We start from the raw sequence: 23,938 nt of genomic DNA on the forward strand, positions 1-23,938 counted from the left end.
GAGATAACATGATGGAGCTTGCCGAACGACTGAAATGGCTGCGGGGCCGATATGGGCTGACCCAGCGTGAGCTGGCCCGCCGGGCCGGGGTGAACAACAGCCTGATCTCGCAAATCGAGCAGGCGGCGGTGAATCCGTCGGTGGCCACGCTCAAGCGGATACTGGACGGCTTTCCCATCACCATGGGCGCCTTTTTCAGCCTGGAACAGGAGCCGGTTCGCCGGTGTTTTTTTCGACGGCAGGAGATGTTGCCCATGTCCAGCGGCGAGGTGCAGATGTGGCTGCTGGGCCCGTTGCACCGGGGCCACAAGCTGGCGCTGCAACGGGAACGGTATCCGCCCGGTGCCGATACCGGTCCCGAGATGCTGAGCAACGAGGCGGAGGAAGCCGGTCTGGTGCTGAGTGGCGAAATCGAGGTCACGGTGGGGGAACAGTGCTGCGTGCTGCGGGCCGGCGATGGTTATTATTTCGATACCCGCCAGCCCCATCGATTCCGCAATATCGGCAAGGATCCGTGCGAGCTGATCTCGGCGGCGACCCCGCCTACCTTCTAGGGCGTGAGCGCCGGTGCTTCCTCTCTCCCGTGGAGGATTGAATGTGAAAACGTAAACGCGCAAGATGAAGACAAGCGGTTGTTTAGCGGAGGCGTCTGCGGCGTCACTCCGGTACAGTGTCAATGACAAGATTGCACAAAAAGATTGCACAAAGAGGTGGTTATGGACATCGGTGTACCACGGGAAATAAAGAACAATGAATATCGGGTCGGCATGACGCCGGGTGGCGTCAAGGAGCTGGTACGCGATGGCCACAAAGTGCTGGTGCAATGCGGCGCCGGCAGCGGCATCGGCCTGCTCGATGACGATTACGCCGCCGCCGGCGCCGAGCTGGTACCAGCGGCGAGCGACCTCTTTGCGCGGGCGGAGATGGTGGTCAAGGTCAAGGAGCCTCAGCCTGAGGAATACCAACGGCTGAGGCCCGGCCAGTTGCTGTTTACCTACCTGCATCTGGCGCCGGATCTGGCTCAGACACAGGGGTTGCTGACGTCCGGTTGTACCGCCATCGCCTACGAGACCGTCACCGATGCCCGGGGCGGTCTGCCGTTGCTGGCGCCCATGAGCGAGGTGGCCGGTCGCATGGCGGTACAGGCCGGCGCCCACTGTCTGGAAAAAGCCCAGGGCGGGCGAGGCGTGCTGCTGGGCGGCGTACCGGGCGTAGCCCCGGGCCGGGTACTGGTGCTGGGCGGCGGCGTGGTGGGCATCAATGCCGCCCGCATGGCGCTCGGCCTGGGCGCCGATGTGACCATACTCGACAAGTCGCTGACCCGCTTGAAAGAGCTGGACGGTCTTTATGGTCCGGGGTTGAAGACCCTGTATTCCACCACCGACAATATCGAGTTTGAACTGACGCGCAGCGATCTGGTCATCGGCGCCGTGCTGATCCCGGGGGCCGCGGCGCCCAGGCTGGTGACCCGCGACATGCTCAAACTGCTGCCCCAGGGTGCCGTGCTGGTGGATGTGGCCATCGATCAGGGCGGTTGTTTCGAGACCAGCCGTGCCACCACCCATCAGCAGCCGACCTTCGAAGTGGACGGCATAGTGCATTATTGTGTGGCCAATATGCCGGGGGCGGTGGCCCGCACCTCCACCTTTGCTCTGACCAACGCCACCTTGCCCTTCATTCAGGCGCTGGCCAGCCAGGGCTGGCAGCAGGCGCTGCAGCAGGATACACACCTGGCGAATGGCCTCAACGTGCATCGGGGCAACATCACCTGTCAGGCGGTGGCCGAAGCCCATGGGTTGGACCATACCCCGCTGGCACAGGCGCTGGCAACGGGCTGAAAACGGCGTGAACAGGCCGGTTTTCTCATGCAGGGGGAGACGAAAATGGCATTGAGCAAATTGAGCAAAGAACAGGAAGCGCGGGCCCGGGCGCGATTTATCAATGGCATGGACGAAGTGGGCGATACCGAGCTGCAGCAGGCGGCCCGTCAGGGCGAGCGCAAGCTGAACACATTCGGCGACAGGCCGCCGGGCTCGCTGGCCGAATGGTGGCAGGAACTGCAGCTGATGGTCAGCCTGCTCAACGACTATCGCAAGGGCGACTACCGGGCCGTGCCCTGGAAGGTGCTCGCCGCCATCACCGGGGCCGTTATCTATTTTGTATCGCCGCTGGACGTGGTGCCGGATTTTCTGCCGCTGGCCGGTTATCTGGATGATGCGCTGGTGATCAAGCTGGCGCTGGATCTGGCTCGCGCCGATCTGGCCCAATACGCGCGGTGGAAAGCACAGCGGCCGCATGAATGAACCGGGTTTCCGTCTGCTGGCCGATCATGGCACCCTGATCCGGCTGGGGCTGGCCTTGTTGCTGGGTACCCTTATCGGCATTCAGCGCGGCTGGCAAAGCCGGGACAGCCAGGCCGGCCAGCGGGTGGCCGGGATACGCACCCACGCGCTGGTCGGTCTGTTTGGCGGTCTGGTGGCGGTGCTTGGCAGTCATGTGGGGCAGTGGCTGACTGGCGTGGGCCTGCTGGGCATAGTGGCGCTGACGCTGGTGTCCTACCGGGCGCGCAGCCGGGAGCTGGCCGACTACAGCATCACCGGCAGCATAGGGCTGGCGCTCACCTTCTGCTTCGGCGCCCTGGCACTGCTCGATGATCCGGCCATCGCCGCCACCGCGGCGGTGATCACCGCCTTTATTCTCGATAACAAGCGCGAAATCCACGGCCTGCTGCAAAAACTGCAGGAGCACGAGCTGGATGCGGGGCTCAAGCTGCTGCTGATTTCGGTGGTGATGCTGCCCTTGTTGCCCAACCGGGCCATGGGACCGGGCGGCGCCATCAATCCCTTTGAAATCTGGTGGATGGTGGTGCTGATCGCCTCCATTTCCTTTCTCGGCTATTTTGCCATCCGGCTGGGGGGTACCGAGAAGGGCATCCTCTTTACCAGTCTGTGTGCCGGCCTGACGTCGTCCACGGCCCTGACCCTGCATTATGCCCGGCTGTCACGCACCTCGCCGATGCTGGCCCCCCTGCTGGCCGCCGGCATCTTGCTGGCCTGTGGCACCATGTTTCCCCGTATTCTGGTCTATTGTGCGCTGATCAACCCGGCGTTGCTGGCCGAGCTGTGGTGGCCGGTGCTGGTGATGACCCTGTTGCTGTATGGCCCGGCGGCGGTGATCTGGTATCGGCACCGGGTAGGGGAGGCGGTGGATCAGCCCAGCCTCGACATAAACCCGCTCGATTTGAAGGCGGCGTTTTTCTTCGGGGGGCTGATCCTGGTGATCATGCTGCTCGGCGAATGGCTGAAGGCGCTGATGGGGAATGCCGGTATCCTGCTGCTGGCGCTGGCCTCGGGGGCGAGCGATGTGGATGCCATTACCCTGTCGCTGAGCCGGATGTCGCTCACGGGCATCGATCACGGCACCGCCGTGCTCGGCATCGTGCTGGCGGCCTCGGTGAATAATCTGGTGAAAACGGCGATGGCACTGACGCTGGGAGACAGGGCGTTGGGGCGTCGCGTCGCGCTGGCCATGGCGGCGTCGCTGCTGGGCGGTTTACTGGTGGCCTGGGGAGCGAATTGAAAAGGCCCGGCAAGCCGGGCCCTGGGGTCAACAGACCCGTGTGCAGGTGAAGCGCACGGCGCTTATGCCGGCAGCAGCTCCCGGTGCAGGTCGATGATCACCTGATTGGCGCTGTCTTCCTGTACCAGGAAGCACAGGTTGTGCGGACTGGCACCGTAGCAGATCATGCGGATGTTGACGTTTTCCAGCGCCTGAAATACCCGGGTGCCGGTACCGTTGACTTCGCTCATGCGGTTGCCGATCAGGGCGACCAGTGCCAGGCCCTGTTCGACCTTGAGGTGGCAGTGTTTGCCGAGCTCGGCCTGCACCTCGTCGGTCAGCAGCTCGGCGCCGGCGTCCAGGGTCAGGGACACACAAATTTCCGAGGTGGTGATCAGGTCGACCGAAATCTTGTGCTTGGCCAGAATACCGAATACCTCGGCCAGAAAACCGTGTACCTGAAACATGCTCTGGTTGGTCAGGGTCAGCAGCACCTGATTGCGGCGCAGAGCCAGGGCGCGGAACAGCGGCTGGCTGGGGGTGCTGTTGCGAATCCAGGTGCCACCGGCTTCCGGCGCCTTGCTGGAGCCCACAAACACCGGAATCTGCTTGCGTACCGCCGGTTGCAGGGTGGCGGGGTGCAGCACCTTGGCACCGAAGGTGGCCATTTCGGAGGCTTCGCTGAAGCTGATTTCGGGAATGGCGCGGGCCTCGCTTACCAGCCGCGGATCCGTGGTGTAGATGCCGGGCACGTCGGTCCAGATCTGCACGGCGCCGGCGTCCAGCGCCTCGCCCAGCAGGGCGGCGGAAAAATCGCTGCCGCCCCGGCCCAGGGTGGTGGTGCGGCCGTCCTGAGCGGCGCCGATAAAGCCCTGGGTCACCACCAGCTGGTTGTCACACAGGGGCTTGAGTTCTTTTTCCACCTCGGCGCCCAGGGTGGCCAGATCGGGGCTGGCGCGGCTGAAACGATCGTCGGTGCGCATCACCTTGCGCACATCAAACCATACCGCCGGGGTGCCGCGATGGCGCAGCAGCTCCACGAACAGCCGGGTAGACATCAGCTCGCCCTGGGCCACGATTTCATCGTGCAGCGCCTTGGTGGGGCTGATGGCGGCACTGTCGGCCAGCTCCTTGATATGGACCAGAATATCCTCGATATGCCGGGTCAGCATCTCGGGCTTGTCCAGGCTGTCGAGAATACCTTGCTGAATATCGGTCAACTGTTGCAGCAGGGTGGCACGCGAGGCGGGATCTTGTTCGCCCGAGGCCAGGGCCACCAGCAGGTTGGTCACGCCGGAGCTGGCGCTCAGTACCGCCAGACGGGTATCGGGGTTTTGTTCGAGAATGGCGGCGCAGCGGCCCATGGCATCGGCATCGGCGACGCTGGTTCCGCCAAATTTGGCAACGGTTAACTGACTCAAGTGCAGCTCCTTGATGTGTGCATATAGTAAGTAACGGGGAAACGGCTGCAGAGACGGGGAAGGTCACTTAGAAGCACGCCACCCACAGGTGACAACCCGAAGGATTCAGCCCTCGTAGCCGAGGAGGATACGCTGCCCCGTATCATCCTCTCGGCGTTATCTCCCCTGACCGGCGATCCTGGGAGTGGGAGCTCCTCCTGCCGGCTGCCTGAATAACGCGCCTCTTCTTGCCCGATAGTCGGGCTGTCATATAAGTACTTATTATGACAGTTTCTGTCAATCATTAAGTGGGAAAATTCATGCTGTTTCAGCGTTATATCAGATCTTTCATCATGATCTTGGAACGACGCTGGTAATTGTAGAGCGCCTGCTTGCCCATCGGCAGGGCGCTCACATCCACCGGTTCGAAGCCGCGCTCCCGAAACCAGTGAATGGAACGGGTGGTCAGGATAAACAGCCGGCTCATGCCGCGTTTCTTGGCCTGCTCTTCCACCTTTTGCAACAGCATGTCGCCCCGGCTGCCCCGGCGATAATCCGGGTGAATGGCCACACAGGCCATTTCCGCCATCGCCTCTTCCGGGAAGGGGTAGAGGGCGGCGCAGCCGATGATGGCGCCGTCTTTCTCTATGATGGTGAACTGATCGACTTCCATTTCCAGCTGCTCGCGGGAGCGGCGCACCAGGATGCCTTCTTCCTCCATCGGGCGGATCAGGTCCAGGATGCCGCCGATGTCGTCGATACGGGCCTGGCGGGCCTGTTCGGCACTCAGGCTGACCAGCTGAGTGCCCAGACCGTCACGGGTGAACAGCTCTTGAATCAGGGCCCCGTCTTCCTTGTAGCTCACCAGATGGCTGCGGGGAACCCCGGCGCGACAGCTGGAAATGGCCGCCCGCAGATAACGGGCGGTGCTGGACAGGGTCTCGCCATCGGACAGCAGGCGCTGCAGATGTTCTTCGGCCTGCTCGGGAAAGAGTTCCGGAATGGCCACGCCCTCGTCGTCGATCACGCCGCGCTGGGAGCAGAAGCCAATCAGTTTCTCGGCCTTGAGTTCGATGGCCAGGCGCCGGGCCAGCTCTTCGGAAGACAGGTTGAAGCTTTCGCCGGTCACCGAGAAACCGATGGGAGAGATCAGAACGGTGGCGCCATTGGCCAGCTGATGATGAATGGTGTCGGTATGAATGCGGCGTACCCGGCCGGAATGCTGATAATCCACGCCATCATCCACCCCCAGCGGCTGCGCGGTGACAAAGTTGCCGGTCACCACGTTGATGCGGGCGTTCTGCATGGGGGTATTGACAAGCCCCATCGACAACCGGGCCATGATGTCCATCTGCAAGCCACCGCAGACATTCTTGATGACGCGAAAACTGTGCTCGTCGGTCACCCGGGTATGCTTGTGAAAGACATTTTCCAGCCCGGCTTCTTCCAGCCCCCGATCGATTTGTGGCCGGGCGCCAAAGACGATGACCAACCGGATGCCGAGGCTGGTCAGCAGCGCGATATCGGTGATGATATTGGGGAAATTGTCCTGCTCGATGGCTTCGCCACCGAGCATGACCACGAAGGTGGCGCCCCGGTGCAGATTGACATAGGGGCTGGATTGACGAAACGCCTTGATCAGGGCGGCATCATTATCGCGCACGGGCAGTCCTTAAAGCGAAAACAAAAACGCATGATCGTGAAAAATAATGCAAAAAACAAGACTAAATATTTACTTTTTTGGCGGGCGGTTCGAGATGACCGAGCTGCCTTTCGATATGATAAATGCGATCGAGCACCGATAAAGCGGCCTGCCTTGACAAGTGCTTTATGTTAGTCTTTTCAACGGGGTTGACCTTAGGATGACCAGGCACCCCGGTAGCGATAGCCAAAATAACAAAAGCGAGAAAAAAACAATGCAAAGGAAACTGTGCTTACTCACTCTGGGAGGGCTGACAGCACTGTTCAGCTCCTCTGTTTTCGCGGCCGCGGGCCCTCTGGACCTGACCTCTTCTGCTGTCGGTATTTTTACCGTTGCCATCTTCATTATCGCCTATCTGCTGGTGATGGGCGAAGAATACCTCCATCTGCGCAAGTCCAAGCCGGTGCTGATTGCGGCCGGTATCATCTGGGTTGCCATCGGCTGGACCTATATGGTCAACGGGATCCCCGGTGTAACGGAAGCCTCGTTTCGGCATAACCTGCTGGAGTATTCCGAACTGCTGCTGTTCCTGCTGGTGGCCATGACCTATATCAACGCCATGGAAGAGCGCCGGCTGTTCGATGCCCTGCGGGCCTGGATGGTACGCAAGGGGTTCAGCTACAAATCGCTGTTCTGGATGACGGGGTTTCTGGCCTTCTTTATTTCTCCCATTGCCGATAACCTGACCACGGCGCTGCTGATGTGTGCCGTGGTGATCAAGGTGGCGGAAGGGGACAAGCGTTTCATCAACCTGTGCTGCATCAATATTGTTATTGCCGCCAACGCCGGCGGCGCCTTCAGTCCCTTCGGCGACATCACCACCCTGATGGTCTGGCAGGCCGGTATCATCAAGTTCAACGAGTTCTTCATCCTGTTCATTCCTGCGTTGATCAACTATCTGGTGCCGGCACTGGTGATGGGCTTCTTTATCGAAAACCGCAAACCCGCCGCCCTCTACGAAGAAGTGGAAGTCAAACGCGGCGCCATTCGCATCGTGCTGCTGTTTCTGCTGACCATCGCCACCGCCGTGGCCTGCCACAGTCTGCTGAACCTGCCGCCGGTACTGGGCATGATGACCGGTTTGGGTTACCTGCAGTTCTTCGGTTATTACCTGCGGCGAACCCTGCCGGGCTCACTGGCGCGCAAGCGGGTGATGGCCGAAAAGCGGGGCGATGAAGAGGCACTCAAGCGGCTGGGCAGTGTGGTGCCCTTTGACGTGTTTAGCCGAATCGCACGGGCCGAGTGGGATACGCTGCTGTTTTTCTACGGGGTGGTGATGTGTGTAGGCGGTCTGGGGTTCATGGGCTACCTGGCGCTGGTGTCCGAGCTGCTCTACGGCGGCTGGGATGCGGTGTATGCCAACATTGCGCTGGGCGTGGTGTCGGCGGTGGTGGATAACATACCGGTGATGTTCGCGGTGCTGTCCATGCAGCCGGAAATGTCCCATGGCAACTGGCTGCTGATCACCCTGACCGCCGGGGTGGGCGGCAGCCTCTTGTCCATCGGCTCGGCTGCCGGCGTGGCGCTGATGGGTCAGGCCCGGGGCATGTATACCTTTTTCGGCCATCTCAAGTGGGCCCCGGTGATCTTCCTCGGTTATGTGGCGAGTATTCTGGCGCACCTGTGGCTGAATGCCGACAGCTTCAAGGTGTTTGGCTGAACCCTGGCCCTCGGCCATGAGCCAACAACAATAAGCAACACCCTATAACTGATATGGATTCTGGCGCTGGCTTGCCTTTATCGTCACCCTCGCGAAGGCGGGGGTCCAGTGCCTTTGCAGGCAACCAGCAGCCTGACCGTTCTGCGCCACAAGTCCTGGATTCCCGCCTTCGCGGGAATGACGACAGAGCCATAGCTGTTATGCAGCATTACTTAACAACAATAACAATAATAACGCCCCTGAAAGCGCTCGGCTTTCAGGGGCGTTTGTTTTATTTTTGCCGGCTCAATTCAACCGGCGACGCCGGGTAACGGCGTTTGGCGGCGGCGTTGCAGCCAGACTACCAGGCCGAACAACAGGAAGCCGGGGATCCACATCAGCTCCTTGGTCCAGCGCTCGGTCGGCGCGCGCACCAGCAGGATTTCCTGATCGAAATCCAGACCGGCATCGGCGGCCGGGCTGGCGAAGGCCACGCTGTCGATCAGCACCTTGCCATTATCTTCATAAAGCAGGATGCCGAGCTTCTGCAGTCGTTCCGCGCCGGTGTCTCCTGCCGGTACCGGCAGCAACAGGCTGAATTCCTGCGGGTCGCCTACCGCATCTTCGCCGAGTATGCGCAGGCGCAGCTTGCTCTCGGTATCAATCTCGCCGATCACCTGCTCCAGTTGCGCCGGTGGCACCTCGCGATAGGGGTCATGCAGCATGTCCATCCAGAACCCCGGGCGGAACAGGGTGAAGGCCACCAGCAGCAGCAAAATCCCTTCGTACCAGCGGCTGCGCACCAGGAAAAAGCCCTGGGTACCGGCGGCGAAGATCAGCATGGCGGCGGTGGAGATCACGAAGATGAGCACGCCGTGCCAGAAGCTCACGTCAATCAGCAGCAGATCCGTGTTGAAGATGAACAGGAAGGGCAGGGCGGCGGTGCGCAAACTGTAGTAGAAGGCGGTGACGCCGGTCTTGATCGGATCACCCTTGGACACGGCGGCGGCGGCAAACGAGGCCAACCCCACCGGTGGGGTCACATCGGCCATGATGCCGAAGTAGAACACGAACAGGTGCACCGCTATCAGGGGCACTATCAGGCCGTTTTGCTGGCCCAGGGTCACCACCACGGGTGCCAGCAGGCTGGACACCACTATGTAGTTGGCGGTGGTCGGTAGCCCCATGCCCAGGATCAGGCTGAATATCGCGATGAATATCAGCATCAGCAGCAGGTTGCCCATCGACAGCAGCTCGACCAGATCGGCCAGCACCAGGCCGACCCCGGTCTGTGACACGGCACCGACGATCAGGCCCGCAGCGGCGGTCGCGATGCCGATGCCGATCATGTTGCGGGCGCCGGCCAGCAGACCCTCGCGCAGATCGACGAGGCCGTCCATGAAGTTGCCGTGCTCGTGCAGACCGTCGGTGCGCATCCAGCTCAGCAGCGGGCGCTGGGTCAGCAGTATGACCACCAGCATCATGCTGCCCCAGAAGGCGGATAGCCCGGGTGACAGACGCTCGACCATCAGACACCAGACCAGCACTACCACCGGCAGCAGAAAGTGCAGGCCGGACAGCAGCACGGCCCGGGTTTGCGGCAGGGCGTCGAGTGGCGCGCTGGGGTCTTCCGGCGCCAGCGGAGCGACGCTGGCGGCAATTTTCAGCAGACCCAGATAGGCCAGCGCCAGCAGCAGGCCGACGCCTTCCAGCACATAATCGCCCAGCACGGGTTTGAGCCAGCCCAGGCCATAATAGACGGCCAGTGACAGGCCGCTGATCAGCGCCGCACCAAAGGCAAAGCCGGTCAGACGGCGCAGCCAGGGCCTGGGCTGATGGCCGCCAATCGGCTGCAGACCGAGTTTGAGTGACTCCAGATGCACTATGTACAGCAGGGCGATATAGGAGATGGCCGCCGGCAAAAAGGCGTGTTTGATGATGTCGACATAGGGCATGCCGATGTATTCGACCATCAAAAAGGCCGCTGCGCCCATGACGGGAGGCATGATCTGGCCGTTCACCGAAGAGGCGACTTCAACCGCGCCGGCCTTCTCGGCGGAGAAGCCGGTGCGCTTCATCATGGGGATGGTGAAGGTGCCGGTGGTCACTACGTTGGCGATGGAAGAACCGGAGATCATCCCGGTCAGCCCGGAGGCGACCACCGCCGCCTTGGCCGGGCCACCACGCAGATGGCCGAGCAGGCTGAACGCGAGCTGAATGAAGTAATGGCCGGCACCGGCGCGCTCGAGCAGAGCACCGAACAGCACGAACAGAAACACGAAGCTGGTGGACACGCCGAGGGCGATACCGAATACGCCTTCGGTGGTGATCCACTGATGATTGGCCAGGGCGTTGAAGCTGACCCCGCGATGGGCCAGCAGATCCGGCATGTAAGGGCCGGCCAGGCTGTAGACGAGAAAGACCAGGGCGATGATCGCCAGCGGCGGGCCCAGCGCCCGGCGGGTGGCTTCGAGCAGCAGTGTGATACCGACACAGGCGGTGACCAAATCGGCAGTGGTCAGATTACCGGGGCGCTGCGACAAGTCCTGATAAAACATAAACAGATAGGCGGCAGCCGCGGAAGCCACCAGTCCCAGCACGATATCGAGCAGGGGTACCCGGTGTCGCGGCGATTTGCTGAAGGCGGGAAACACCAGAAACGCCAGCAGCAAGGCAAAGGCGAGGTGAATGGAGCGTGTTTCTGTATTGTTGAGTACGCCGACACCAAAGATGAAGGGCAATGGCGAGGCGATCCAGAGCTGGAACAGTGACCAGAACAGGGCCAGTCCGGAGATCACCCTGGCCATGATACCACCCGGTGTGCGCGCACCGACATCCTGGGCGATCAACTCCTCTGCGGACAAGTGTTTTTCTGACATAGGGGGATACCTATCTTGGTGGTGCAACAGCAAGGAGAAAACCCCTCCCGCTGTGGCAGGAGAGGTTGGTGGCGACAAGATACCTGTGTCAGGCGGCATGCCCGCTGGCGGTTACCTCATGGCCTACAGCGTCGCTGGTTGGCGGTTACAGCCAGCCTTTTTCCTTGTAGAAACGTTCGGCACCTTCATGCAGCGGCGCCGTAATGCCGGCACTGATCATGTCTTCTGCCTTGAGATCGGCAAAGGCGGGGTGCAGACGCTTGAAGCGCTCCAGATTGTCGAACACGGACTTGACCAGTTGATAGACCACGTCCGGGTCGGCTTGCTCCGTGGTGGCCAGCACCGCCTTGCCACCGATGGAGGGAATAGGCTGGTCAACGCCCGGGTAGAGGCCGGCGGGAATATTGGCGCGGGTGAAGTAGCTGGCTTTTTCCAGCAGCTTGTCGGCCCCGGCGCCTTCAACCGGGATCAGCTTGGCATCGGCGGTGGTCAGCGCTTCCTGAATGGCGCCGCTGGGGTGACCAACCATATAGGTAATGGCATCCAGGTTGTTGTCGCCGAGGGCCGCGGCCATTTCTGCCGGTTTCAGCTCGGCGGCCAGCGAGAAACTGTCCTTGCTCCAGCCGCTGGCCTGCATCAACTCATCGAAGGTATCGCGGCTACCGGAGCCGGGTACGCCGATATTGACCCGCTTGCCCTTGAGATCGTCGACGCCATTGATGTTGCTGTCGTTACGCACCACGATGGTGAGTATCTCGCTTTGCAGAGAAAAGACGGCGCGCAGGTTGTTTACCGGTTTCTTGTCGAAGGGAGCCAGACCTTCCAGCGCCTTGTACTGGTGATCGGACTGGATAAAGCCGAAGTCGTAGTCGCCGTTTTGCAGCGAGACGATATTGCCGACACTGCCTGCCGATGAGGGCGCATTACATTTTATGTCATGCTCTTCGGCACCGCGATTGAGGAAACGGCACACCGATTGGCCGGCGGTGTAATAAACACCGGTCTGGCCGCCGGTACCTATGGTGACGTAGCGCGCTTCGGCACCGGCCTGGGTGCTGAACAGGAGGGCGGTCACGGCGCCGGTAACAAGCTTGATGACATTACGATTATGCATATCCATATCCATATCCTCGGGTTATGTTTCAAATAACATTTTCATCCCTATGATTAACATACTTGTTCATATGTATTCATATGAGGCAGCCACGTTAATGTAATACTTTCCTTTTGGCTAATCAAACATGGTTGATAACAATTACTGTTATTTTGTAACAATTGGTGTCGTCTGATAACAGTGGGTAAGCATAGTAGTGCGAATAATAGTAGTGCGAATAGTAGTGCCAATAAAAACGTGAGAATAGATACAGCGAGAATAATACAGGCCGGTATCAAGCTCGGGAGAGCAGTTCCAGGCCTTCCAGGGAAATAGCCGTGGACTCACTGTTGATCAGACTGGCCAGGATATCGGCGCTGCCGCAGGCCAGGGTAAAGCCCAGGCTGCCATGGCCCGTGTTAAGCCACAGGTTCTTGATGCCGCTGCGTCCCAGCAAGGGGGTGCCCTCGGGGGTAGCGGGGCGCAGGCCGGCCCAGGCTTTGGCCGTTTGGTAATTCCCTGCATGCGGAAAACAGGCCTGAGCCTGCTGGCGCAGCGAAGCAAGGCGGCTGGCGTCGAGATCGGTATTCCAGTCGCCGATATCCACCATGGCGGCAACGCGCAGTTGATCATCCAGGCGGGCGTAGACGATTTTACGGTCGTAGTCGGTGACATTGGTCTGCGGCACTGTGGCGTGATCGGTCACGGGCAGGGTCAGGCTGTAGCCCTTCAAGGGGTACAACGGCAGCTTCAGTCCCAGTGGTCGCAGCAGGGCGGCGCTGCCAATGCCGGCGGCCACCACCAGATGATCGACCGCCACCTCGCCGTCCGGCAAACACAGGGCGCGGATCTGCCCGCGTTCGAGGCGCAGCTTGTTGACGGCTTGCCCCGTATGCAGCCTGAAGTTGGCATCTTCTTGCAGGCGCAGCAGCAGCTGTTGGCAGAAAAGATAGCAATCTCCCACTTCGTCGCCGGGCGAAAAAATACCGCCCTGCAGTTGCGACGCCAGACTGGCCAGAGCAGGCTCGGCCGCGATGCATTGCCGGCTGTCCAGCAGCTGTTGCGGTGAGTCGGGGGGGAGGCCGGCGGCGGCCTTTTTCAGGCTGGCGCCGTCACGATAAATCACCAGCTTGCCGTTGGCGCGCCAGGCGAAGCCATCCAGGCCATCGCCCTCTCGCCAGTCACGCAATACCGACTGGCTGTGCAGCGCCAGCCGCAGCAGGTGTGCGCCATTGGACCGGTTAACACCTCGGCGGCAGGCCAGCAGGAAGCGCAGGCACCAGCGCCACTGATCCGGACTCATGCGTGGTTGAAAACGCAGCGGCGCATCCTTCTTCATCATCCAGCGCAGCGCCTGCAGCGGCACCCCTGCATCCGCCAATGGTGACACATAGCGATAGCTCAGCTGGCCGCCGTTGGCGAAGCTGGTTTCCATGGCAACCGCATCCCGCTGCTCGAACAGCTCGACCTGGTGCCCTTTTTTTACCAATGCAGCGGCGGTGGTCAAGCCGATGACCCCACCCCCGATAATCGCGACCCGCATGCCTGACTCCTTCGAAACTCAATCGCCTCCGCATAGGCGTAGCCACATTATTACCACCACAGGGTGGTAATGCCCAGCACCAGAAAGAGCAGGGCGCTGGCGCCGTGAACCCATCGCATTGGTATTCTTTCGGAGCCGTTTTTGCCGAGTAACACCACAGGCACGTTGGCGGCCATCATGCCGAGGGTGGTGCCGGCCACCACCAGCCAGAAGTCGTCCACGAAACGGGCCGCCAGCAGCACGGTGGCAAGCTGGGTCTTGTCGCCCATCTCTGCCAGAAAGAACAGCACCAAGGTGGTGATAAAGGGCCCGTAACGGTGGAGTGGGGTGTCTTCGTCGTCCAGCTTGTCCGGGATCAGCATCCAGACCGCCATGGCGAAGAAGGATGTGGCCAGCAGGTAGCGTAGCCAGTCCGGGCTCAGCCAGTGCTGTACCCCGACACCGACCCAGCCGGCGAGGCCGTGGTTGAGCAGGGTCGCGGCAAGAATACCGACAATAATGGGCAGGGGTTTTCTGAAACGACAGCTCAGCAACAGGGCGAGCAGTTGGGTTTTGTCGCCGATTTCTGCAATGGCGACCGCCAGGGTCGAGGTAGTCAGTGCTTCCAAGAGAGTTTACCGGGGGGACGGGGTGTTAACAACCAATGAGCAGGCCATGCCGCCCGTCCCCGGTATCGGCATCAGCCTGTCAAAGGTCTCGTCAAACCACCGCTGTCTCGATAAAGACAGGCGCGGGTCACGGCCACCATGGTGATGTTCACCAATTATGTTGACGACCGTCTCGCCTTTCGGCAAGAGACTACTCCCCCTTGTGCAGGAGCGGCTATTCTAGCGATTTGGGCGGCAACTTCAAGACCGGCCTTTAACCTGTCTCACCCCTCACCCCTCACCCCTCACCCCTCACCCTTCACCTTTCACCCTTCCCCCTTACCCCTTACCCCTCACCCCACAGCCTTAACCGCCAACCTTTTTCACTTTCAGTCCGGCCTTGGCAAGCAGGGTACTCACCTGCTCCAGTCGGTCGCCCTGTATTTCGATCACCCCCTTCTTCACGGCACCGCCGGTGCCCAGCTGTTTTTTCAGCTGCTTGGCCAGGGGGCCGACCTGATCGGTGGGCACGCCGTACACGCAAATCACCCCGGCGCCCTTGCGGCCCTTGGTTTCGCGGCGCAGGCGCACCACACCATCGTCGGGGAAGGGACTGTCGGTGGAAGCCGAGGCATCGGCCTGTTTGGCCTGCCAATCGGGATCCGTGCTGTATACCAGTTTGTTCATATTTAAGACTCGATGTTCGGTGATAACGTCAGGCGCTGAAGCGGCCGTTGACCAGGGTGGCCGTGACGTCCAGCTGCTTGTTCAGCACCACCAGATTGGCCACCTTGCCGACGGCAACGGAGCCAAGTTCATGGTCGAGCCCCAGGGCCCGGGCCGGAGTGAGGCTGGCCATGCGCAGCGCTTCTTCCAGCGGCAACCCGACCCGTTCAACCAGGTTCTTGACCCCGGCTATCATGGTCAGCGCCGAGCCGCCGAGTGTACCATGCCGGTCTACACAGCGGCCATCGCGCACCAGGACCCTGGTGCCGCAAAAGTCGAACCGGGTCAGCTCGGGGCCGGCCCCGGCGGCGGCGGTGGCATCGGTCACCAGGCACAGACGCGGGCCCAGCACCCGGTGTGCCAGTCGCACATTGGCCTCATGCACATGAAAACCGTCCACTATGATGCCGGCATAGATACTGTCGTTATCGAACACGGCACCGACGGCGCCGGGCTCCCGGCCGTTGAGGGTTGGGGTCATGGCATTGTAAAGGTGGGTGGCAAAACCGACACCGGCGTCAAAACCGGCCATGGCCTCGTCATAACTGGCGCCGGTATGGCCCATGGCCACCAGAATACCGGCCGCTTTCAGGCGACGAATATGAGCGGGGTTGTTGCATTCGGGGGCCAGGGTGATTTTGGCGATGACCGCCGCATGGCGGCATAAAAAGTCCAGCATGGGCTCGTCCAGCGGCCGGATCTGCGCGGCCGGATGAATGCCCTTGCGCTTGAGGTTGGTGTAGGGGCCTTCCAGGTGCAGCCCCGGCACTCGATGTTGATGCAGTGCCATGTAGTCCTGGGTGACCGCGACCGCCTGCTGCATATCCCGGTCTGGAGAGGTGATCAGCGTGGGCAGAAAACTGGTAGTACCGGACTTCAGGTTGGTCCTGTGCATGGTGTCCAGGGTGGCGCTGCTGATGTTGTCATTGAACATGACGCCGCCACAGCCATTCAGTTGCAGGTCGATGAAACCGGCGCAGAGCAGGTCGCAGTTCAGCGAGTGGCGGGGCAGATCGGCGGCCAGCGCCTGCTCGGGCAGAATGGCGGCAATGCGGTCTTGTGCTAGCACCACCGCCTGATGGTCGAGCAATTGCTCGCCGTCAAACAGGGTGCAGTGGGTCAGGGCAAACATGGCGACGATGGCTCCTGGTGCCGGAACGGATGTTCATACATAAAGAAGTGATAGCGCGGTGGATATTCTGGCGGTAAGCCGACGTATGCGTCCATATTGAAGGTAACCATATGTCGAAAGACTACCATATTTTCAAGTTTGGGGAGAAACAGAGACGCTGTCGTCACCGTCAGGCTCACGCCGGCACCGACTGGGTTGCAAGTCATCTTGCCTGAGGAGATTAGCCGTGAATGTATTGGGATATTTACAGAAACTGGGCAAGGCGTTGATGTTGCCCATAGCGACGCTGCCGGTGGCGGCGCTGCTGTTGCGTTTGGGGCAGCCGGATTTGCTGGGTATCGTCTTTATTGCCGAGGCGGGGGCGGCCATCTTCAATCAACTGCCGCTGCTGTTTGGTCTGGGCATAGCGGTGGGGCTGGCTCAACACGACGCCGGTTCCGCCGCCCTGGCCGGTGCCGTCGGTTATTTTGTGCTGACCGGCGCCGCCAGCGCCATCGACAGCGATATCGATCTGTCTTTTTTCGGTGGCATCATCGCCGGCATCATTGCCGGCCACAGTTATAATCGCTTTCATCGGGTGCGGCTGCCCGACTATCTGGCCTTCTTTGCTGGCAAGCGGCTGGTGCCGATGGTGACCGGGCTCTTTGCATTGTTGGCGGCCTTTATTGCCGGTTTTGTCTGGCCCTTCCTGCAGCAGGGCATCGACAGTTTCGGCGCTGTCATCTCCACTTCGGGGGCGCTTGGTCAGTTCTTTTATGGTGTGCTCAACCGTGGGCTGATTCCGGTTGGTCTGCACCATGTGCTGAACTCCCTGTTCTGGTTCGGTCTGGGGGACTGCCTCATGCTGACCTATGAGGTGGCGGACAAGCTGCAACAGTTGTGTCTGGATCCGGCGCTGGTGGGCACGCTGGCGGTGGGGGGGCCCGTGCCCGGTGTGGACGGCGGCGTGATCAAGGCGCTGGCCACCGAGGTGACCCGGGGCGATCTGCACCGCTTCTTCGCCGGTGACCCGACCGCCGGGGTCTTTATGGCCGGGTTTTATCCGGTGATGATGTTTGGCTTGCCGGCGGGGGCGCTGGCCATGGTATTAGCCGCGCCCAGGGGCAAACGCGCCCAGGTGGGGGGCCTGCTGCTGTCACTGGCGATGACCTCAGTGCTGACCGGCATTACCGAACCACTGGAGTTTTCTTTCCTGTTTCTGGCACCGCTGCTCTATGTTCTGCATGCGCTGCTGACCGGGCTGGCACTGGTGGTGGCCAACCTGTTCGGGGTACTGCACGGCTTTGGTTTTTCCGCCGGCCTGTTCGACTTTGTGCTGAACTGGGGGCTGGCCACCCGGCCCTGGGCGTTGCCGGCCATTGGCGTCTTGTTCGCCATCCTCTATTTTTTCACCTTCTTCTTCGCCATCCGGGTGTTTAATCTCAAGACGCCGGGGCGGGAAGAGGCCCCCCGGCTTATTGACGGTGACATGGCGGCCATAGCGCCGCACGAGCTGGCGGCGGCCTATCTGGCGGCCCTGGGGGGGGCGGACAATCTGGAGCAGATCGACGCCTGCATCACCCGGCTGCGGTTGACCCTCAAGGACCCGGGACGGGTCGACGAAGTCCGGCTGACGGAACTGGGGGTCACGGCCGTGGTGAGGCTCGGCAAGCAGAACCTGCAGTTGATCGTCGGCCCTCGGGCGGACACGCTGCTCGCCGACATCAAGGCGCTGACCACCCTGGTTTGATACAAAGGGTTTGATACACAGGGTTTGATACGAAACGGTTTGATACTGAAACAGCTTGATACCGGAACGGCGGAAGACAGCGGCATTTCAAGCGGGGCTGACAATGGTTGGCCCCGTTTTTATTATTTCAGGGCATAAGCAAGACAAACCACTTGAAAAAACAGTTTAAGTCGGCACAGGCCAGCCGCCATATGCCCGCTAACTGCAATTAGTCGGCGGCACTGACGGAGCTGCAGCAGCCGGAATGTTCAGGCTGTCAAGCGGGTGCTCGGCGCAGTATGAGGCTCAATATGTTATGCACAACGGGCCTGAGCCTTGTGCCGACAGGGTTAGGCACACTTATCCACCATTTCTGTGGATAAGGTTGTGGATTACCCACCCAAAACCGGTGAGAAGCCAGTCAGGGCAGGCTTCTCCGATAAGACGGCAAAAAAGTAACCAAAAAATAAGTTATTGAAAAACAAATACTTGAAAAAAGTCATAACAAATCATCGCCCGATATCTGAACGATAGCAGCGACATTAGAGTAAAGATACAGAATGTGGGTTTTTTGAAAAACGTGCGGGGCTTGTAGTGGATAACTCAAGAAAATCAGAGTGAAATTTGGCTCCCCCTGCTGGACTCGAACCAGCGACATACGGATTAACAGTCCGGCGTTCTACCAACTGAACTAAGGGGGAATCTCGTGACGAGGCCGCAGATAATACGCAGCCCGGCCCCCAGGGTCAAGGACAAAGTGAGAAATTTGACCCTGAAGGCAATAGCGGCAGTTTCCGCTTAAATTTACCACATCACAGGAGGTAAACTGGGGCTCGAATCAAGAGGAGAGTGGGTAATGAGCAAAGATTTCCAACTGGTCAGCGAGTATCAGCCCGGAGGTGATCAGCCGACGGCGATTGCGCAACTGCTGGAGGGGATCGATGCCGGCCTGGCGCACCAGACCCTGCTCGGGGTCACCGGCTCGGGCAAAACCTTTACCGTGGCCAACGTCATTGCCGAGCTGAACCGGCCCACCATGATACTGGCGCCCAACAAGACCCTGGCGGCCCAGCTCTATGGCGAGATGAAGGAATTCTTTCCTCATAACGCGGTGGAGTACTTCGTTTCCTACTACGACTATTATCAGCCCGAGGCCTATGTGCCGACGACCGATACCTTTATCGAGAAGGATGCCTCTATCAACGATCATATCGAGCAGATGCGGCTGTCGGCGACCAAGGCGCTGATGGAGCGGCGGGACGTGATCATCGTTGCCTCGGTGTCGGCCATCTACGGTCTGGGCGATCCCCAGTCCTACCTGAGCATGATGCTGCACCTGCGCACCGGCGATGTGCTGAATCAGCGGGACATGCTGCGTCGGCTGGCGGAACTGCAATACAGCCGCAACGATGCCGGTTTTCAGCGCGGTACCTTTCGGGTGCGGGGGGAAGTTGTTGATATCTTTCCGGCCGAGTCGGACAACCAGGCGGTGCGGGTCGAATTGTTCGATGACGAAATCGAGCGCATCAGCCTGTTCGACCCCCTCACCGGGGGCGTGTCCAACACGCTGGCGCGCTTTACCATCTATCCCAAGACCCACTACGTGACCCCGCGAGAAAAACTGCTCGGCGCCATCGAGCATATCAAGGTGGAATTGCAGGCGCGCAAGGCGCAGCTGCTGTCGTCCAATAAATTGCTGGAAGAACAACGCATCAGCCAGCGTACCCAGTTCGATATCGAGATGATCCAGGAGCTGGGCTATTGCTCGGGCATCGAGAACTATTCCCGTTACCTGTCGGGCCGGGGCGAAGGCGAGCCGCCACCCACCCTGTTCGATTACCTGCCCGGCGACGGCTTGTTGATCATCGACGAGTCCCACGTGACGGTGCCGCAGATTGGCGGCATGTACAAGGGCGACCGCTCGCGCAAGGAAACCCTGGTCGAATACGGTTTTCGTCTGCCCTCGGCACTGGACAACCGGCCCCTGCGCTTCGAGGAATTCGAAAGTCTGATGCCTCAGACGGTGTTTGTGTCCGCCACCCCCGGCCCCTATGAACTGGACAAGTCCGGTGAGGATGTGGCCGAGCAGGTGGTGCGCCCGACCGGCCTGCTTGACCCCGTGCTGGAAGTACGGCCGGTGGCGACCCAGGTGGACGATGTGCTGTCCGAGGCGCGGCTGCGCATTGCGCAACACGAGCGGGTGCTGGTGACCACCCTGACCAAACGCATGGCCGAAGATCTCACCGAATACCTGAACGATCACGGCCTGCGGGTGCGTTATCTGCATTCGGATATCGACACCGTGGAGCGCATGGAAATCATTCGCGATCTGCGGCTCGGCGAGTTCGATGTGCTGGTGGGCATCAACCTGCTGCGGGAAGGACTGGACATGCCGGAAGTGTCTTTGGTGGCCATTCTGGATGCGGACAAGGAAGGCTTCCTGCGCTCCGAGCGATCGCTTATTCAGACCATAGGCCGCGCCGCCCGCAACCTGAACGGCAAGGCCATTCTCTATGCGGATCGGGTGACGCGATCCATGGCCGCCGCCATGAGTGAAACCGAGCGCCGCCGGGAAGTGCAGCGCCAGTTCAACGAAGACAATGGCATAGTGCCCAGAGGACTGATCAAGGGTGTGACCGACGTGATGGACTTGGACGGCACCCGGCGTATCGGCTCCAAGCGAGCCAAGGACAAGACGCCATTGCCCGAGCACCTGCCCACCGCCAAGGAGCTGGACCGCCAGATCACCGAACTGGAAAAAACCATGCTCGAACACGCCCGCAACCTGGAATTCGAACAGGCCGCCGCCACCCGCGACCGCATTCACGAACTGCGCGAGCAACTGATCCGCAGTTGAGCCGTGCCGGGTAGAGGGGAAGAAAAGCCCGGCTGAACGCCGGGCTTTTTCATGAGGTATGTCGGTATGCGGGCCTGATCCCAAGCTATGGGCCAGGGGCTCCCGGGTTTACGGCTGTACAGGCGTCTGGTAGGCGGCGGATCCCCACAGGGGCACGGTGGACATGGAATGCTTGAAGCTGCCGCTGGTTTCCTTGGTGCTGTAGGCAACATATAGCAATGACTGGCTTTGGTCGTCATAGATGCGGCGGATCTTCAGGCTCTTGAGAAAAATACTCTTCGATTTCTTGAACACGATTTCGCCGCTCTTGGAGGTATCGATGGCGGCGATCATGGCGGCGGTGATTTCGCCGGTCTGGCGGCAGCTGATCGACATGTCGGACGGATCCGACAGGCTCAGATCCGCCACTATGTTTGATATATGGCAAGTCACACCGGGAACGCCCGGATCGGTCAGCACTTCTATTTTGATGTCCTTGGTGGTGAACATACCCAGTGACACATCGCCCACCTCATTGTTATCACAACCCAGCAGCAGGGTGGACAGGCAAAGCAGGGCGGCCGTTCTTTTGAACATGAGCAGGTTCCTTGTGTCAAAACAGTGTATTAAAAACAACCCCAGTTCTTACCATACTCGGCCGGTGCCGCCAAACTTAACTGCCTTTGGGGGCGCGGCTCTATCTGCCGTTTTGCCGCAGTAGCGGTTGGCCTCGAGGACTGCTTCAAACGAATCTATTACTCTTAAATACCGCATCGGTTTGCATGCCGAAGACTGATCCAGATCAGTGAAACGGCTAATGCGGTTGTTCGGCTATTTCCATATATGGTGTTTATATTTACTCTTGGCACAACATGTAGTGCTTGTGGTGTCGTTATGCTCAATGCCTTTGAACCCAGGGTGGTATTACAGGAGGTGCCGGGTGAAGTCAGCCTGGCCTGGCTGGTAACGGGTTGTCCGCTGGCGTGTCCCGGCTGTCACAGCCAGCACAGCTGGGATCCGGCGGCGGGCACGCCGCTGACACCCGATCGGCTACAAGGCTGGCTGACGCGCTATCGGGGGCTGCTCACCTGTGTGCTGTTTTTCGGTGGGGAATGGGATAGGGATGCCTTGCTGCCTTTGTTGCGGCTGGCGCGGGAGCAGGGGCTGAAAACCTGCCTGTACAGCGGTCGGGATCGGGTAAGTCAGACTCTGATGGCCGAGCTGGACTACCTGAAAACCGGGGCCTGGGTCGCGCACCTGGGTGGCCTTGACGCCAGACACAGCAACCAACAATTGATTTGCCTGCACAGTGGCGAATCCCTCAATCATCATTTTTGGAGACCTTCATGATACACCTGCACCCCAACCAGCTTGAGGCCAAGATCGCCAGCTTCAATGCCTATCTGAATGCCGCCAATGCGGCGGATGGTTCTGTCATGGATCCCAATGCCAATGTTACCCAGAAAAACATCGCCACCGCCGAGGCGGAGCTGATGAAGGATTTTTTTGTGCAGGTGAACCGCGGCCTGGTGAAAAACAAGATAGCCGAGCTGTTTGACGAGGCACTGGCGAACGAGTATGAGCGCCAGATTGAACAGCATGAGATCTATGTACACGACGAGACCAGCCTCAAGCCCTATTGCGTGTCGGTGACCATGTATCCGTTTCTGCTCGACGGCCTGACCCGGCTGGGCGGCGAGAGCAAGGCGCCCAAACACCTGGAGGCGTTCTGCGGTGCCTTCGTCAATATGGTGTTTGCCATCAGCTCCCAGTTCGCCGGTGCGGTGGCCACGGTCGAATTTCTCACCTATTTCGATCATTTTGCCCGTCGGGATTATGGCGATAATTACCTGACAGAGCATACCCATGCTATCAACAACCATCTGCAGCATGTGATCTATGCCATCAACCAGCCGGCCGCCGCCCGAGGCTACCAGAGCGTGTTCTGGAACATTTCCCTGTTCGACCGGGACTATTTCAACACCATGTTCGAATTCTTTGTGTTTCCCGACGGCAGCAAGGCCGATGCCGACTCGGTAAGTCGGCTGCAGGGACACTTTCTGGAATGGTTCAACGAGGAACGGCGCAAGGCGATATTGACCTTCCCGGTGGTGACCGCCGCCATGCTCACCAAGGATGGCGCGCCGGCAGACGATGCCTTTGCCGAGCTGTGCGCCGAGCAGATGAGCCGGGGCAACAGTTTCTTCATCTATATGTCCGACACCCCCGACTCGCTAGCGTCCTGCTGCCGATTGCGCAATGAGGTGACCGATCACACTTTTTCCTACACCCTGGGGGCGGGTGGTGTGGCCACCGGCTCCATCAATGTGATCACCCTGAACATGAACCGGCTGGAGCAGGACGGACGGGATCTGCTGGCCGAAATCGAGAAGATTCAGCGTTATCAGCTGGCCTACCGGCGCTTGATGGAGGACTTCCTGGCCAAGGGTATACTGACCGTGTATGACGCCGGTTTTATCAGCCTGGACAAGCAGTTCTTGACCATCGGCATCAACGGCATGGTCGAGGCGGCGGAATACAGAGGCATACAGCCAGGTAATAACCCCGACTACCAGGCCTTTGTCAGTGAACGGCTGAAGATTATCTATGATGCCAACCGGCGTGCCCGGCAGCAATACGGCTATCTGTTCAATACCGAGTTTGTACCGGCAGAGAATCTGGGCGTGAAAAACGCCAGGTGGGACAGGGCCGATGGCTATCGGGTGCCCCGTGACTGCTATAACTCCTACTTCTATGTGGTGGAAGACGAGGATGATACCCAGGTGCTCGACAAGTTTGTGCTGCACGGCCGTGAGCTGGTGCAGTTTCTGGACGGGGGGTCGGCGCTGCACCTGAACCTGGACGAGCATCTGACCCGTGCCGGTTACCGTCAGTTGTACCGTGTTGCCGCCTCCACCGGCTGCCACTATTTTACCGTTAATGTACGCAGCACCATCTGCAACGATTGTGGCCATATCAGCAAGCATACCGACTGGCGCTGTGGCGCCTGTGGTAGTGAAGACATAGACCATGCCACCCGGGTGATCGGCTATCTGAAGCGGGTGTCGGCGTTCAGCGCCGGTCGCCGGAACGAGCATGGCCGGCGTTTCTACCACCGGTAATATCGGGACTGGG

General features: G+C 60.0%; 18 protein-coding genes, 1 tRNA gene and 1 riboswitch. Of the genes, 9 read left to right on the forward strand and 10 right to left on the reverse strand.

Features of this window, described 5'->3' with window-relative positions; translation table 11 throughout:
- Positions 1 to 8 precede the first annotated feature (8 nt).
- The 4 genes from HNR62_RS04490 to HNR62_RS04505 all read left to right on the forward strand — a co-directional run bounded on the left by HNR62_RS04490 (position 9) and on the right by HNR62_RS04505 (position 3,579).
- Positions 9 to 554, forward strand: a complete 546-nt coding sequence (locus HNR62_RS04490) for a cupin domain-containing protein (RefSeq protein WP_239552591.1) — start codon at positions 9 to 11, stop codon at positions 552 to 554.
- Between the two features lie 162 nt (positions 555 to 716).
- Entirely contained in the window at positions 717 to 1,838 is a 1,122-nt protein-coding gene (ald, locus tag HNR62_RS04495; protein WP_204794882.1) for an alanine dehydrogenase, read from the forward strand.
- Between the two features lie 45 nt (positions 1,839 to 1,883).
- The gene (locus HNR62_RS04500; RefSeq protein ID WP_204794883.1) at positions 1,884 to 2,303 is read left to right on the forward strand and encodes a YkvA family protein; all 420 of its coding nucleotides are present in this window, start codon (positions 1,884 to 1,886) and stop codon (positions 2,301 to 2,303) included.
- Positions 2,296 to 3,579: an MgtC/SapB family protein gene (locus HNR62_RS04505; RefSeq protein WP_204794884.1), complete on the forward strand. Its 1,284-nt coding sequence runs from the start codon at positions 2,296 to 2,298 to the stop codon at positions 3,577 to 3,579. Before HNR62_RS04500 ends, HNR62_RS04505 begins: the two co-directional genes overlap by 8 nt.
- Before the next feature lie 62 nt (positions 3,580 to 3,641).
- On the opposite strand, the gene lysC is transcribed toward HNR62_RS04505, so the two are convergent.
- Both lysC and argA read right to left on the reverse strand, forming a co-directional pair.
- Positions 3,642 to 4,979 carry a lysine-sensitive aspartokinase 3 gene (lysC, locus tag HNR62_RS04510; RefSeq protein WP_204794885.1) on the reverse strand — a complete coding sequence of 446 codons (1,338 nt, stop codon included), beginning with the start codon at positions 4,977 to 4,979 and terminating at the stop codon, positions 3,642 to 3,644.
- 63 nt (positions 4,980 to 5,042) lie between these two features.
- A riboswitch (Lysine riboswitch) is annotated at positions 5,043 to 5,213 on the reverse strand.
- 79 nt (positions 5,214 to 5,292) lie between these two features.
- Positions 5,293 to 6,621 (reverse strand): amino-acid N-acetyltransferase, encoded by a 1,329-nt coding sequence (gene argA / locus HNR62_RS04515; RefSeq protein WP_204794886.1) that lies wholly within the window; start codon positions 6,619 to 6,621, stop codon positions 5,293 to 5,295.
- Positions 6,622 to 6,874: 253 nt separating this feature from the next.
- On the opposite strand from argA, the gene nhaD reads away from it, so the two are divergent.
- Positions 6,875 to 8,320 (forward strand): sodium:proton antiporter NhaD, encoded by a 1,446-nt coding sequence (nhaD, locus tag HNR62_RS04520; protein WP_204794887.1) that lies wholly within the window; start codon positions 6,875 to 6,877, stop codon positions 8,318 to 8,320.
- A gap of 290 nt (positions 8,321 to 8,610) precedes the next feature.
- Here the strand turns inward: nhaD and HNR62_RS04525 are convergent, their stop codons facing one another.
- The 6 genes from HNR62_RS04525 to nagA form a co-directional block, all read right to left on the reverse strand.
- A complete protein-coding gene (locus tag HNR62_RS04525) occupies positions 8,611 to 11,178 on the reverse strand; it encodes a TRAP transporter permease (RefSeq protein WP_204794888.1) in 2,568 nt (855 codons plus the stop codon).
- A gap of 145 nt (positions 11,179 to 11,323) precedes the next feature.
- Positions 11,324 to 12,292 (reverse strand): TAXI family TRAP transporter solute-binding subunit, encoded by a 969-nt coding sequence (locus HNR62_RS04530; RefSeq protein WP_204794944.1) that lies wholly within the window; start codon positions 12,290 to 12,292, stop codon positions 11,324 to 11,326.
- A 274-nt stretch (positions 12,293 to 12,566) separates the two neighbouring features.
- Entirely contained in the window at positions 12,567 to 13,814 is a 1,248-nt protein-coding gene (locus HNR62_RS04535; protein ID WP_204794889.1) for a D-amino acid dehydrogenase, read from the reverse strand.
- Between the two features lie 50 nt (positions 13,815 to 13,864).
- Entirely contained in the window at positions 13,865 to 14,422 is a 558-nt protein-coding gene (locus HNR62_RS04540; protein ID WP_204794890.1) for a TMEM165/GDT1 family protein, read from the reverse strand.
- Between the two features lie 345 nt (positions 14,423 to 14,767).
- On the reverse strand, positions 14,768 to 15,088 hold the full coding sequence (locus tag HNR62_RS04545; RefSeq protein WP_204794891.1) for a translation initiation factor: 321 nt from the start codon (positions 15,086 to 15,088) through the stop codon (positions 14,768 to 14,770).
- A gap of 28 nt (positions 15,089 to 15,116) precedes the next feature.
- Positions 15,117 to 16,259 (reverse strand): N-acetylglucosamine-6-phosphate deacetylase, encoded by a 1,143-nt coding sequence (gene nagA, locus HNR62_RS04550; protein ID WP_204794892.1) that lies wholly within the window; start codon positions 16,257 to 16,259, stop codon positions 15,117 to 15,119.
- 226 nt (positions 16,260 to 16,485) lie between these two features.
- Between nagA and nagE the strand changes: the two genes are divergently transcribed.
- Positions 16,486 to 17,988 (forward strand): N-acetylglucosamine-specific PTS transporter subunit IIBC, encoded by a 1,503-nt coding sequence (gene nagE, locus HNR62_RS04555; RefSeq protein ID WP_204794893.1) that lies wholly within the window; start codon positions 16,486 to 16,488, stop codon positions 17,986 to 17,988.
- A gap of 604 nt (positions 17,989 to 18,592) precedes the next feature.
- Here nagE and HNR62_RS04560 read toward each other — a convergent pair.
- Positions 18,593 to 18,668 (reverse strand) — tRNA-Asn (locus HNR62_RS04560).
- Positions 18,669 to 18,823: 155 nt separating this feature from the next.
- Here HNR62_RS04560 and uvrB point away from each other — a divergent pair.
- Positions 18,824 to 20,824: an excinuclease ABC subunit UvrB gene (gene uvrB, locus HNR62_RS04565; RefSeq protein WP_204794894.1), complete on the forward strand. Its 2,001-nt coding sequence runs from the start codon at positions 18,824 to 18,826 to the stop codon at positions 20,822 to 20,824.
- Between the two features lie 108 nt (positions 20,825 to 20,932).
- Here the strand turns inward: uvrB and HNR62_RS04570 are convergent, their stop codons facing one another.
- Positions 20,933 to 21,400, reverse strand: coding sequence for a CreA family protein (locus tag HNR62_RS04570; protein ID WP_204794895.1), 468 nt, complete (start codon positions 21,398 to 21,400; stop codon positions 20,933 to 20,935).
- A gap of 297 nt (positions 21,401 to 21,697) precedes the next feature.
- Between HNR62_RS04570 and nrdG the strand changes: the two genes are divergently transcribed.
- Positions 21,698 to 22,153 (forward strand): anaerobic ribonucleoside-triphosphate reductase activating protein, encoded by a 456-nt coding sequence (nrdG, locus tag HNR62_RS04575; protein ID WP_204794896.1) that lies wholly within the window; start codon positions 21,698 to 21,700, stop codon positions 22,151 to 22,153.
- Positions 22,150 to 23,925 (forward strand): anaerobic ribonucleoside-triphosphate reductase, encoded by a 1,776-nt coding sequence (gene nrdD / locus HNR62_RS04580; RefSeq protein ID WP_204794897.1) that lies wholly within the window; start codon positions 22,150 to 22,152, stop codon positions 23,923 to 23,925. Before nrdG ends, nrdD begins: the two co-directional genes overlap by 4 nt.
- Positions 23,926 to 23,938: the final 13 nt, after the last annotated feature.

The sequence above is a fragment of the Oceanisphaera litoralis genome (assembly GCF_016907015.1).
Taxonomy (GTDB): domain Bacteria; phylum Pseudomonadota; class Gammaproteobacteria; order Enterobacterales; family Aeromonadaceae; genus Oceanimonas; species Oceanimonas litoralis.